This window comes from Nocardia sp. BMG51109 (assembly GCF_000526215.1).
In the GTDB taxonomy this organism is placed as follows: Bacteria; Actinomycetota; Actinomycetes; order Mycobacteriales; family Mycobacteriaceae; genus Nocardia.
Genome location: NZ_JAFQ01000004.1, coordinates 5,867,491 through 5,880,598, shown reverse-complemented (window position 1 = coordinate 5,880,598; position 13,108 = coordinate 5,867,491). Strand labels below are relative to the sequence as shown.

Annotated in this window: 10 protein-coding genes; 1 reads left to right on the top strand and 9 read right to left on the bottom strand. The window is 70.2% G+C overall.

The genetic code is table 11. From position 1 onward, the window contains the following. Positions 1 to 7: 7 nt before the first annotated feature. From D892_RS0127950 to D892_RS0127910, 9 genes are all read right to left on the bottom strand, one after another. The gene (locus D892_RS0127950) at positions 8 to 1,003 is read right to left on the bottom strand and encodes a cyclase family protein (protein ID WP_024804402.1); all 996 of its coding nucleotides are present in this window, start codon (positions 1,001 to 1,003) and stop codon (positions 8 to 10) included. Further along, entirely contained in the window at positions 1,003 to 1,851 is an 849-nt protein-coding gene (locus D892_RS0127945) for a coniferyl-alcohol dehydrogenase (RefSeq protein ID WP_024804401.1), read from the bottom strand. The genes D892_RS0127950 and D892_RS0127945 overlap by 1 nt, the downstream gene beginning before the upstream one ends. 28 nt (positions 1,852 to 1,879) lie before the next feature. Continuing rightward, positions 1,880 to 3,178 (bottom strand): LLM class flavin-dependent oxidoreductase, encoded by a 1,299-nt coding sequence (locus D892_RS0127940; RefSeq protein WP_024804400.1) that lies wholly within the window; start codon positions 3,176 to 3,178, stop codon positions 1,880 to 1,882. Then, the gene (locus tag D892_RS0127935) at positions 3,175 to 4,947 is read right to left on the bottom strand and encodes an FAD-binding protein (RefSeq protein WP_024804399.1); all 1,773 of its coding nucleotides are present in this window, start codon (positions 4,945 to 4,947) and stop codon (positions 3,175 to 3,177) included. Before D892_RS0127935 ends, D892_RS0127940 begins: the two co-directional genes overlap by 4 nt. Continuing rightward, positions 4,944 to 5,918 carry a 3-carboxyethylcatechol 2,3-dioxygenase gene (locus D892_RS0127930; protein WP_084161265.1) on the bottom strand — a complete coding sequence of 325 codons (975 nt, stop codon included), beginning with the start codon at positions 5,916 to 5,918 and terminating at the stop codon, positions 4,944 to 4,946. The genes D892_RS0127935 and D892_RS0127930 overlap by 4 nt, the downstream gene beginning before the upstream one ends. Next, positions 5,875 to 7,548, bottom strand: a complete 1,674-nt coding sequence (locus D892_RS0127925; protein WP_036570065.1) for a bifunctional 3-(3-hydroxy-phenyl)propionate/3-hydroxycinnamic acid hydroxylase — start codon at positions 7,546 to 7,548, stop codon at positions 5,875 to 5,877. The genes D892_RS0127930 and D892_RS0127925 overlap by 44 nt, the downstream gene beginning before the upstream one ends. A 149-nt stretch (positions 7,549 to 7,697) precedes the next feature. Next, positions 7,698 to 8,561, bottom strand: a complete 864-nt coding sequence (locus D892_RS0127920) for an alpha/beta fold hydrolase (RefSeq protein ID WP_024804396.1) — start codon at positions 8,559 to 8,561, stop codon at positions 7,698 to 7,700. Positions 8,562 to 8,648: 87 nt separating this feature from the next. After that, a complete protein-coding gene (locus tag D892_RS0127915; protein ID WP_024804395.1) occupies positions 8,649 to 10,286 on the bottom strand; it encodes an FAD-dependent oxidoreductase in 1,638 nt (545 codons plus the stop codon). A gap of 38 nt (positions 10,287 to 10,324) precedes the next feature. Further along, on the bottom strand, positions 10,325 to 11,860 hold the full coding sequence (locus D892_RS0127910; RefSeq protein ID WP_024804394.1) for an AMP-binding protein: 1,536 nt from the start codon (positions 11,858 to 11,860) through the stop codon (positions 10,325 to 10,327). 366 nt (positions 11,861 to 12,226) lie between these two features. Here D892_RS0127910 and D892_RS0127900 point away from each other — a divergent pair, with 366 nt between their 5' ends. Beyond that, positions 12,227 to 13,087, top strand: coding sequence for a mycofactocin-coupled SDR family oxidoreductase (locus D892_RS0127900; RefSeq protein ID WP_024804393.1), 861 nt, complete (start codon positions 12,227 to 12,229; stop codon positions 13,085 to 13,087). Positions 13,088 to 13,108 lie beyond the last annotated feature (21 nt).

Genomic DNA, 13,108 nt, shown 5'->3' with positions numbered 1-13,108 from the left:
GGTTGGCTTACTTGATGGCGATCGGGTTGAGCGGGGAGCCGACCGCGCCGACCACCCGCAGCGGCGGGGCGATCAGCTGGAACTCGTAGACGCCGTCGGCGGCGCAGTCGGCCGCCAGCGCCGTCAGATTCCAGTACTCGCCGAGCATCAGGCCCATATCGCGCAGGCAGAGCATGTGCATCGGCAGGAAGGTGCCGTCCACCGCGGACACCACGTCCTCGACCATCAGGTTGTCGGCCGCCACCGCCGCCACCTCCCGTTCGTGCAACCACCTGGCGCACATCCAGTCCAGGCCCGAGTACGGTTCGGCGCCGTCGCCGGTCTCCTCGAACCGTGCCTGCCAGCCGGTGCGGACGAGCACGATATCGCCCCGGCCGACCTCGACGCCCTGGGCCTTGGCGACCTCGTCCAGTTCGTCGGGAGTAATCGGATTACCCGGTTCCAGGAACACGTCGGCGCCGCGATGGCGGACCAGGTCGAGCAGCACGCCCCGAGACGTGATGCCCTTGCCGTCGACCTTGTCGATGCCGCAGTGGAACGCGCCGGCGCTGTTGACCGAGCTGGCCGGGAAACCGTTGTACAGCTGGTCGTCGTAGTAGACGTGCGACAGTGCGTCCCACTGCGTGGCCGCCTGCAGCGGCATGATGATCAGGTCGTCGTTGAACCGGAACGGGTTGTCCGCACCGGCGAAGAAGCCGCCGAACTCCTGACCGAAGCCGTTGCTCACCCACTTCGGGCCGTATTCGGCCATCGTCCGCGCGTCGCCGCCGTCGACGGTCATCACGTGCACCGGGTTCTGCCGGAACTTGAACGCGCCCTGCGGCCCCGACGAGTCGAAGTCGATACCGAGCGGGAACACCCGCCCGTGCCGCACCAGGCCCGCGGCCTGGGCGACCTTGTCCGGGGTGATGAAGTTGAGCGTGCCGAGCTCGTCGGCGGCGCCCCAACGGCCCCAGTTTCGTACTTTCTCGGCGACACGCCGGAACTCGGTCAGGGTGGCCACTATGCCTCTCCTTCAACGGTATTCGCCGCGTCGGGAGCGACGCTGGCGGGTCCGCCCGCGATCCGGGCGGCCACGTTTCCGCCGTCCACCCACAACACCTGTCCGGTCACGTAGCTCGCGGCCCCGCTGTTGAGGAACACCAGGACGGCGGCCTGCTCGGCGGGTTCGCAGACCCGTCCGAGCGGCTTGGGGATGGTGTCGAGATACTGCGATCCGTATGCCGACCGCAGCTGGTCCAGGATCGGCGTCTCGGTGACCCCGGGCCCGGTGCAGTTGATGCGGATGCCGCGCGCCCCGAGGGGGACGGCCTGGCGCATCGTGTAGTAGATGATCGCTTCCTTCGACAGCCGGTAGCCGCCGTCGGCGAGTGCGTCCGGATTGCGCTCGCACCAAGCGATTCCGGCCGCCATATCGGTCGTGTCGAGCAGGCTCAGGGCCTGCTCGCGATGGTCCAGGTAACCGGCCGCCGCGAGCGAGGAGACGTTCACGATCGTCGATCCCGGACCCATCGCCGGCACCAGGGCCTCGGTGCAGTGGCGCAGGCCGAGCAGGTTGATCGTGACGACGCGGAGCGGGTCGCCGATGCCCGACGAGACCCCGGCGACGTTGAACAGCGCGTCGACCGGGCCGCCGATCGCCTCGACGGCCCGGTCGATCGACGCCGCGTCGGTCATGTCCACCCGGTGGAACTCGTCGAGTTCGACTGCGGGCGTGGCGATATCGAGGCCCACCACCTCGCCACCGAGCTCACGGACCTGCTCCGCCACGCACGCGCCGATCCCCGAGGCGCAGCCGGTCACGACGACCCGGCGGCCGCCGTAGCGCCACAGCTCATCCATCCGTCCCACGTCGGGCACCTCGTCCTCGCGAAACGAGCTACTGCTCGTCCTTGGCGCGCTGCGCCGCCTGCACCCGGCCCTCGTTGATCTCGGCCATCGCCTCCGGGATCTCGCTGGCGGTGAACTTGCCGCCGCGACCGGTGGGCAGGCCGCCGAACGCGTAGGACTCGTCGAATTCGGGCGACGCCAACGGCTTCCGCCGCGCCTCGACCTTCTCGATGACCGGCTCCAGCCGCTTCTTCTTGGCCGCGACCGCCTTCTCGTCGCGCTCGATGAACTCGGGCAGCACGTGCTTGCCCATCAGCTCGATGGACTCCATGGTGCCCTCGTGGCTGCGCGGGTTGAGCAGCAGGATGATCTCGTCGACGCCGCTCTCCTCGTAGCCGCGCAGGAATTCGCGGACGGTGTCGGGCGAGCCGATGGCGCCGCGGCCCGGGCCGTAGGCCAGCGTCTCGTCCTCCTTCACCGCGTCCAGGTAGCGGTCCCAGACGCCGGTGCGGCCCGGCGTGTGCTGGCCGGTCATGTAGTAGTGCATGATGCCGAACGAGAAGAAGCCGCCGCCGACGTCGAGGCGCTTCAGCGCCTGCTCGTCGGTCGGCGCGACCATCATCGACAGGTCGCCGCCGATGGCCAGCAGGTTCGGATTCAGCTGCGGGATGGTCGGTTCCGCGTTGTCCTCGAACTCCTGGTAGTAGCCGCGCACGCGCTCGGCGAGCGGTCCCGGGCCGGTGTAGGCGAAGCTCAGCGCGCCGAGCCCCTTCTGCGCCGCCATCTGCACCGACGAGGGCCGGGTGCAGGCCACCCACACCGGCGGGTGCGGGGTCTGCTGCGGCTTGGGAATGACGTTGCGCGGGGGCATTTCGAGGTGGTTGCCCTTGAAGCCGGTGAACGGCTCCTCGATCATGCAGCGGATGGCGACGTCGAGCGCCTCCTCCCACTGGCCGCGCTTGTCGGCCGGGTCGATATTGAAGCCGCTGAGCTCGCCCACTGAGGAGGATTCGCCGGTGCCGAATTCGACTCGCCCGTTGGAGATCCGGTCCAGCGTCGACACCCGTTCGGCGACGCGGGCCGGGTGGTTGATGGCCGGCGGCAGGTGCATGACGCCGAAGCCGAGCCGAATGTCCTTGGTGCGCTGGCTCGCCGCGGCGAGGAACATCTCCGGCGCGGTCGAGTGACAGTACTCCTCCAGGAAGTGGTGCTCGGTGAGCCAGACCGTGGAGAAGCCCGCCTTGTCGGCGGCCTCCACCTCGTCCAGGCCGTCCTGGAACATTTCCCGCTCGTCGTCGTGGGTCCACGGCCGCGGCAGGGCGAATTCGTAGAACAGCGAGATCTTCATTTACTTCCTCCGTTGGAATCGGTGGTCGTGTGCTGCACCGAGCCGGATCGCGCCCGATCCGAGATGTGCTGGGCCGCTATGTATCCGAACGCCATCGCGGGCCCGATGGTCGCGCCCGCACCGGCGTAGCTGCGGCCCATGACCGCCGCGGACGTGTTGCCGGTCGCGTACAGACCGGGGATCGGCGTGCTGTCCTCGCGCAGCACCCGCGCGTACTCGTCGGTGCGCAGGCCGCCCGAGGTGCCGAGATCGCCGGGGACGATCCGGAACGCGTAGTAGGGCGGCTTGCCGATCGGATACAGATTGGGGTTGGGCAGCGTGGGGTCGCCGTAATAGTTGTCGTAGACGCTGTCTCCGCGATTGAAGTCGTCGTCGTGCCCCTGGCGTGCGAGTTCGTTGAATCGCTCGGCGGTGGCACGCAATTCGGCGGCGGGGACGTCGATCCTGGCCGCCAGTTCCTCCCACGAGTTCGCCGTCTTGACCACGCCGGATTCCAGCCACTGCTTCGGCATCTTCCAGCCGGTCGGCACCGGGGCGAACGGCACCTTCGGGATCGGGAGGTGCCCGGCCACGACATACCGGCGCCACGAGCGGGTGTCGGTGATGAGCCAGCTCGGGATGTGCGTGACCCCCGACTTCTGGCCCTCGATCATGGCATGCCCGAAGTCCATGTACGGCGCGGCCTCGTTGATGTACCGCTTACCCGCGCCGTTGACGATGAACTGGGCCGGCATCATCCGCTCGTTGAGCATGAACTGCATGCGGCCGTCGGGCCATTGGATGGAGGGGAACCACCACGCCTCGTCCATCAGGTCGGTGCCCGCGCCGATCTGCTGTCCGGCGCGGATGCCATCGCCCATCGACGCCGGGTTGCCGAAGCTCCAGTCCTGGTCGATCGCCGGCTCGAATTCCTTGCGCCAGGCCATGTCGTGCTCGAAGCCGCCGGTCGCCAGGATCACGCCGCGCTCGGCACGCACGCGCAGCTTCCGGCCGTTGCGCTCGATCACCGCGCCCACCACCGTGCCGTCGGGACCGGTGAGCAGCGAGGTCATCGGGGAATCGAGCCACAGCGGAATGTCGCGCTCGCGCAACGCCAGTCGCAGCCGGGCGGCCAGCGACTGCCCGATCGCGGCGATCCGGTCGCCGAACACCCGGGCCCGGAACATCCGCCACACCAGCTTCACCAGCACGGCCTTGCCGCGCCAGTTCTGCCGCACCTGATAGAACAACCGGAGATCCTTGGGGCCCAGCCAGATTCCCTTCGGCGCCAGGGCCAGCGGGCGCAGCAGCAGCTCCTCGTCGGGGCCGAGCCGGCGCAGGTCGATCGGCGGCACGTTGATGGTGCTGCCCTCCGGGGAACCGCCGGGAATCTCCGGGTAGTAGTCGGCGTAGCCGGGTTTCCACACGAATTCCAGCCACGCGCTGCGCTGCTCCAGGAACGCCATCATCTCCGGCGCCCGGTCCACGTAGGCGCGCAGCCGGTCCTCGCCGACCAGCCCCTCGGTGATCGTGCGCAGGTACCCGACCACGCCTTCCAGGTCGATGTCGAAGCCGTCGCGCCGCTGGGACGGTGCGCCCGGCACCCAGATCCCGCCGCCCGACAGCGCCGTGGATCCGCCGTAGTACGAGGACTTCTCGACGACGAGGGTGTCGAGCCCGGCGGCCTCGGCGGCCAGCGCGGCGGTCAGCCCGCCGCCCCCGGAGCCGATGACGAGCACGTCGACGGCCCGGTCGAAGGTCTCCGGCGCGTCGGTCGGTTCTGCGGTCACGGTCGCCTCCTGGTCTGGTCGGAATCGAGGCCGGGCTCCGCGACCGCGGTCCGCACGGCGAACCCGGCGATCAGTGCGGGAGCGGGCCGGTAGTAGCGCAGCGCGGTGCGGTAGGGGCCCTGGCTCGCGAGGGCGGCGAAGGCGGCGGCCCAGGTGCGGACCTCGTGCGCGGAATTGCCCGCCGTCTCGGCGATCCAGTCGTTGGACCAGTCGTCGAACTCGTCGAGCCGTCCCTCGTCGAGGGCCGCGAGGAAGCGCCGGTCCCAGTCGGGGTTCAGCGGCTGCGACGGGCCCTCGCCCGCCGCGAACTCGCGGGCCGCCTCGATCACCTTCTCCTGCCGGGCGTCCCGCTGTTCCCGCGTCATCGTGCCGCCGTGCAGGATGCGTTCGCGGACGGGACCGGTCGCGGTGGCCAGCGCCGGGACGGGCGGATCATGCGACAGCCCACCGGAACCGAGCACCAGCACCCGCTTACCCAGGCCCGCCAGATGCGCGCCGACGGCCGTGCCGAGCGCCACCGCCCGGCGCAGCGGACTCAGCGGCACCGCAACGGAATTCACGAAGATCGGCACGACCGGCCGGGCCGTGGCCGACCCCAGCAGCCGCTGCAAGGGCTGCACGGTGCCGTGGTCGACCTCCATCGACATCGACACGGCCACATCGACATCCGCGGCCAGCACCGATTCGGCCAGCCCGAGCGCCAGCTCGGCGGGCACGTCCAGGGGGCCGGCGTGGGTGCCGTAGTCCCCCACGCCGGATGCGGCCGTGCCGACGCAGAACGGCGGCATGAGCTTGTAGAAGAAGCCGTTGTAGTGGTCGGGCGAAAAGGTCACCACGAGTTCGGGATCGAACTCGCGCACGAAACGCGCGGCCTCGTCGAGCGCCGACTCGATGTCGTCGAGCAGCTCGCGTTCCGGCCCGGGGAGATCAAGAAGAGGGCTGTGCGACACGCAGCACAGGGCCAGCGGCATCGTGTCCTCCTCCCGGCTTCAGGGTGAGGGTCGCGAACAGGTCCGCGCTGAGTTCCGGCGCCAGCTGCGCGATGGTCGCGCCGGCGACACACCGGTCGGGGCGCAGGAACAGGACGGAATCGTGCTGTCCGTCGAACCAGCGCTTGAGCGCGCCCGTGCCGTCGCCGAGCACCGTCACATCCGGGTCGTCGTGCCCGGTCCAGTGCAGCTGGGTGGCCGGGCGCAGCTCGAAGAACCTGGCGCCCAGCGCTTTCCACTTCTCGAACTGCTCGGCGCCGAGCACCTCGCGGGGCCGGTTGTTCCAGCACAGCACCGCGAACCGGGGCCCGAGCAGATCGTCGAGCAGCACGTTCGCGCGGTCGCGGGTGTCCACCCGGGGCTGCACGAACAGGGTGCCGACCGACGAGTTCGGCGAGCGGGACCAGCGGTGCACCACCGCGCCCCGCTCGTAGCGCGGCATCGGCTTGAACCGCATGCCGAGCACGTAGCGCCGCACCGGCGGGATCGCGGCGGCCGCGCGCACCAGGACGTCGCGCACGGCGGCGACCTTGCGGTCGGTCGGCGAGATCACCCGGCCGACCATCGTCGACAGGTCGATCATGGCCCGGGCGTGCTTGCGCCGCTCCAGGTCGTAGCTGTCGAGCAGGGTGTCGCCGGCGTGGCCCTGCACGACCGCGGCGAGCTTCCAGCCGAGATTGAACGCGTCCCGGATGCCGCTGTTGTAGCCCTGGCCCTGCCACACCGGCATCAGGTGCGCGGCGTCGCCGGCCAGCAGCAGCCGGCCCTTCCGGAACGCGCCCGCGATCCGCGAATGATGGGTGTAGACCCGGCGGCGGATCACGTCGAGCCGCTCCGGATGCGGGACGAACGGGGCCACCATCCGCGCCACGAAGGCCGGATCCTCGGCGAGTTCGTCGGGCTCGTCGTCGTGGATCATGAATTCGAAGCGCCGGATGCCGTGCGCGATCGACACCGACACGTTCGGCCGCGCGGGATCGGCGCCGACCTCGATATTGGGGTGCCCCAACGGATCCGACGCCAGGTCGACCACCAGCCAGCGGGTCGGCGAGGTGGTGCCCTCGAACGTGACGTCCATCTGCCGCCGGGTCGCGCTGCGCCCGCCGTCGCAGCCGATCAGATACCCGGCGGTCACGGTCACCGGCCCGTCGGCGGTATCCAGCTGCGCCGTCACCCGGTCCCCGGAATCGTCGCAGGAGGTCATGGCCGCGCCCCAGGCGACCTCGACGTGCGGGAACCGGTCCAGCCCGGCCAGCAGTTCGGCGTCGACCAGCGGCTGCACGAATCCGTTGCGCTTCGGCCAGCCGAACTGCGCGTCGGTCGGGGCGATCTCGGCGAGCAGGCGGCGGCGGCCGTCGACGAACCGCATGATCTGATTCGGGGTGGTGTGCGGCAGGATCCGGTCGACCAGGCCGATCGACTGGAACGCCCGCAGGCCCTCGTCGTCCAGGCCGACGCCGCGGGGATAGTCGATCAGGGTCGGGCGTTCGTCGACCACCCTGGTCCGCACGCCGTACATGCCGAGCGTGTTCGCCAGCGTCAGGCCCACCGGGCCCGCGCCGACCACGAGCACGTCGACATCGGTGCCTGTCGAATGACCTTCCGGCACCACCGGATCGCCGCCCGGCTCTGCGGCAGCACTGTCCGCTGTCACCGCATCGCTGCTCCGCGCTGCCGAATTGCCGTCCGGCGACACCGAATTGCGCCCCGGCACCGTGGCGCCGTCGCCCGGTGTCGCCGCATTGTTCTGTCCGGCCACGATCAGCCGCCCAGCAAGAAGTCGAGATGTACCGCGTCGAAGGTCTTGGCGTCCTCGTACTGCGGCCAGTGCCCGCAGTCGGGCAGCACCTCGAAGCGCGCGCCGGGAATCATCGACGCGATCCGGCGGCCCTCGGCCACGTCCGCGGTCGGGTCGTGGCTGGTCCACAGCACCAGCGTCGGCGCGGTGATGCTGCCGTATTCCTTGGGGCCCAGCAGGTTCCGCTGCCGGATTTCCGGATCCTGCAACGCCATGATGTCGCGCATGGCCGCCACGAAGCCGGGCTGCCGGTAGATGCGCTGCCGGCTGGCGACGAGATCGTCGTAGTCCTTGGACTTGTCGGCCATCAGCCACTTGATCCGGGCCTGCACCGTCTCCCAGGTGGGATCGGAGACCGCGGCCATGGACAGCGTGACGATGCGCTTCATCACCTCCGGGTCGGCCTGCGATCCCCCCGCGGTGTTGAGCACCAGCCGGTTGATCCGGCCCGGGTGATCCACCGCCGCGCGGGCGGCCACCCAGCCGCCCAGCGATTCACCGCTGATGGCGGCCCCCGGCACGCCGATGGCGTCGAGGAAGCCGATCAGGTGCGCCACGTAGTGCTCGATTTCCAGCGGGTGACCGGGCCGCTCGGTGTAGCCGTGCCCCAGCATGTCGATCGACCACGTGGAGAAGTGCTCGGCATGTGCCTCCAGGTTGCGCACGTACGCCTCGGCGTGCCCGCCCGATCCGTGCAGCAGCACCAGCGCCGGCTTGCCCTTGTCGCCCGCGTGCAGATAACGGGTGCGCACGCCGCCGACGTCCAGATATCCCTGGCTGAAGGGGACGCCCTGGAGATCGCTCCAAATGCTCTCGTACTCCGACAACTTCGCTACCTCCCGTAACCCGCCGCCTCGGCTCGACCGGGCGATGCGGCCCGTCCGCTCCCTCTCATGACTCCGGCCCTGACTCGCTCATACCGGCACCGACTCGCCGGTCGCCGCCGCGTATCCGGCGCGATAGCCCCAGACCATGCCGGGGCCGAGGGTGCCGCCCGCGCCGCCGTAGGCCCGGCCGGTCACGCCCGCCATCGCATTGCCGACGGCGAACAGTCCGGGGATCACGCTGCCGTCGACGTGCCGCACCCGGGCGTCGCGGTCGGTGCGCGGCCCGCCCTTGGTTCCCATGGCGCCCACGGTGATCGGGACCGCGTAATAGGGTGCGGTGTCGATCGGGCCGAGGGTGCGGCCCGCGACGGTGGCGGCGTCCTGGTCGCCCCACCAGCCGTCGTAAGCGCTTGCGCCGCGGCCGAAGTCGGGGTCGACCTCGGTGTCCATGTTCCGGTTCCACTCGGCCACCGTCGCCGCCAGCCCGGCCGGGTCGATGCCCGTCCTGGCGCCCAGTTCGGCCAGGTCCGCGGACTCGCAGAACCATTCCGGAACGGGATCGCCCGGCGCCACACCGAGGAAGCCGTAGCGCTGTAAATGCTCGGCGTCGAACACGATCCAACCCGGATCGTTGACGTACCCGCCCTTGGGGTCGAGGTAGTGGAACGCGCCGGCCATCGAGTTGTACTCCGACGCCTCGTTGACGAACCGCCGGCCGGAGCGGTTGACCATGATGCTGCGCGGGCGGGTCCGCTCCAGCCGCACGCTGCGGCTGCGCGGCTTGCCCTGGATGGTGTCGCCCGGGATCCGCACGACCGGCACCCACCACGCCTCGCTCATCGTGCCGAGATCCGCGCCGTGCGCCATCGCCATGCGCAGGCCGTCGCCGGTGTTGTTCGGCGGCGAGACCGGCCCGTGCATCGGCCCGCGCAGATAGGCCCGGACCAGGTCGGCATCCCATTCGAAGCCGCCGGTCGCCAGCACGACGCCGCGGCGGGCGCGCAGGACCGACTCACCGTCCGCCGTGCCGATCCGGACGCCGGTGATGGTCCGGCCGTCGGCGAGCAGTTCGACGGCGCGCGCCTCGGTCCGGGGTATCACCCCGGCCTCCAGCACCCCGGACAGCAGACCGGCGACGAGAGCCGTTCCCGCCACACAGAAGTCGGCCGAATCGCTGCCGGTGATGGCGTGCAGCCGGGCCCTGGTCTCGGCGTCGAACCCGACATTGCTCCAGTCGGCGGGGAACGCGGTGATGCGGTCGTGCCACCCGCCGAGCCGGGTGAGATCGAAGGCAGCCGGGCTCAGCGACCGGCCGCCGGAGGGGCGGCCGCCGGGCAGTTCGGGTTTGTAATCCGGGAAACCGTCGGCGATCTCGAAGCGGGCGCCGCTGTGCTTCTCGACGAAGTCCACCATCGCCGCGCCGGTGCGCACGAAGGTGTCGACCAGCTCGTCGTCCATCGAATCCAGCGACTGGGCCCGCAGATACGCCAGCGCGTCGGCCACGCTCAGCGGCCCGTCCGGGGAGCGGTCGTGGGCGGGGATCCAGATGATGCCGCCCGACACCGCGCTGGTGCCGCCGACGGTGGCCGCCTTCTCCACCACCGCCACCGAGGCGCCGTGCACGGCCGCGGTGAGCGCGGCGGTCAGACCCGGTGCGCCGCTACCGAGTACGACGACATCGACCTCGTCCGGCGGCGCGTCGCCGCGCGCTGCGCGAGAATCCATGAGACCTCCATTTACGAATGAGAAGAATCATATTCTCCTCATATGGATGTGGCAATCCGCTCGCGGACCAGATGTTTGCGCACCTTGCCGCTGGCCGTTCGCGGGTAGTCCTCGACCTCGAACAACCGCTCCGGCCACTTCTGCCGTGCGATGCCGGCCTCCGCGAAGCGCTCGCGCACCACCGCCAGCGACGGCAGCACATGCCCCGGACGCAGGCGCAGCACCGCGCCGACGGCCTCGCCCAGGCGCGCGTCGGGGACGGCCACCACCACCGCCTCGGCCACCTCCGGCAGCTCGGCCAGCAGCTCCTCGACCTCCAGCGCGCTGACGTTCTCGCCGCCGCGGATGATCACGTCGGCCTTGCGGTCGGTGACCGTCAGGCAGCCGTCGTCGCGCAGCACCCCGATATCGCCGGTGCGGTACCAGCCGTCGGCGTCGAAGACCCGGTCGGTCAGCGCGTCGTCGGTGTAGCCGAGGCACAGATCCGGTCCGCGGCTGAGGATTTCGCCGTCCTCGGCCAGCCGGATCTCCACTCCGGGCATCGGCCGGCCGTCGGTCGCCAGGCGCTCGTGTTCCGGCGCTGTGTAGCGGGAGGCGGTGATCGACGGGTGCTCGGTGCTGCCGTAGGCGCGGAACGCGGTCAGGCCCAGATCGGTGAGCCGCCGGGTGACCGCGACGGGCACCGCGGAGCCGCCGAGGCCGACGTAGCGCATGTGGTCCAGGCAGTCGGGCCCGAAGTCCGGGTGGTCGAGCAGGCTGGTGACGAAGTACGGCGGACCGCCCCCGACCGACAGCCCGTCGCTGCGCATCAGCGCCAGCGCACGGCCCGGCTCCCAGACGTCGAGCAGATGAATCGGCTTGCCGTGCAACACCGGAAGCAGGAACGCGCCGATCATGCCGATGAAATGGCCGACCGGCGTCGCGGTGAGCTGGGCGCTGCGATCGAGCTCGTTCTGCTCGGCCAGCTGCCGGGCCTCGCAGCTCAGCGTCTGATGGCTGTGCACCACGCCCTTGGGCGCGCTGGTGGTCCCCGAGGTGAAGGCGATCAGCGCCGGGCCCGCCGGATCCGCCGACAGCGTTCCCGCCATCGGCTCGGTGGCCAGCAGCCGGTCGAAGTCGGCCCCGACCACGCCGACGATCGGCACCTCCGCGCTCACATCGGGTTCGAAACGCATCCGGCCGAACGACTCCGCCGTCACGAAGACCGCGGGCCGGACGGTCCCGAGGATGTGCGTCAGTTCCTTACGGCCGTAGAAGTGGACGATCGGCACCACCACCGCGCCGAGCAGCGCCGACGCCCAGAAGGTCGCCGCCGCTTCCATCCAGTTGGGCAGCTGGAACGCGATCGCGTCGCCCGGACCGACGCCGCGCGCCCGCAGACCGGCCGCCAGCCGGCGCGCGGTCCGCTCCACCTCCGCGCAGCTGCCCGACCACGGCCGCACCTCGGAATGCACGCGGAACTCCGCGCCCGGCGCCGCCGCCAATCCCCGGACCAGCACGTCACCGAGGGTTTCCCGGCGCCACCAGCCCGCATTCTCGTACTCGGTCCTCAGTTCCTCGGGGACGGTTCGCATCTCGGCCCTCGCTCATTCGTGGCTCATTCGTGCGGTACGGCGCGGGGGCCGTCACGCACCCGCGCACGCTTCTCGGACATCCATCCTTCTCGGACCTTGATGAAAATACCGTTCTCATAGATCGGAAACGGACGATTCATCCAAGCCGTCGGCGATCGACGGTGGTGGGTCGGCTTTTTCGAGAAAGAGACGGACGCCGGACAGCGGCCGGCCTACGGTCGAACGACCTTGCGACGAGAGGTGTGCAAGAGTAACGTTCTCATCTATTGCAAGGAAAATTCTTGCTTCGTGCGCGGCAGGCGCTGCCGACGCGCGTCGCCGGGCGGCACAGCCCCGTTCCGGCCGGTACAAACAGGAGGGTCAGCTGTGGGACGTGTCGAGGGTAAGGTCGCGTTCATCACCGGTGCCGCGCGCGGGCAGGGCCGCAGCCACGCGGTCCGCCTCGCCGAGGAGGGCGCCGACATCATCGCGGTCGATCTGTGTGAGGACATCTCGACCATCGGATATTCGCTGGCCCGGCCCGAGGACCTGGAGGAGACCGCCAACCTGGTCGCCAAGACCGGCCGCCGCGCGGTGACCGTCAAGGCCGACGTGCGCAGCGTCGACCAGCTGCAGAAGGCATTGGACGAGGGGCTTCGCGAACTGGGCCGGCTGGACGTCGTCGTCGCCCAGGCGGGCATCGCCGGTATGAAGGGCCAGCCGCAGATGCAGGCCTGGATCGACGTGATCAACACGAACCTGATCGGCACCATCAACGCCATCCAGGTCGCGCTCCCGCACCTCACCGAGGGCGGCTCGATCATCGCGACCGGCTCCACCGCGGCGCTGATCGATATCAACAAGATCGACCAGCCGGGCAACGACCCGGGCGGCATGGCCTACGTGCATTCCAAGCGGTCGCTGACGGCCTACGTCTACGAGCTGGCGCGGCAGCTGGCGCCGCGTGGCATCCGCGCCAACGTCGTGCACCCCACCAACTGCAACACCGCGATGCTGCAGAGCGAGCCGATGTACCGCTCCTTCCGCCCCGACCTGGAGAACCCGACCCGCGCCGACGCCGAGCCGGTGTTCGGGGTGCAGCAGGCCATGAAGATCCCCTACGTCGAGCCCGAGGACATCAGCCAGGCCGTGGTCTACCTGGCCTCCGACGAGGCCCGCTACGTCACCGGCACGCAGATGCGGGTCGACGGCGGCGGCTACCTGAAGTCGTACGACTACCACATCTGATCGCCGGACAGCACTCTACCG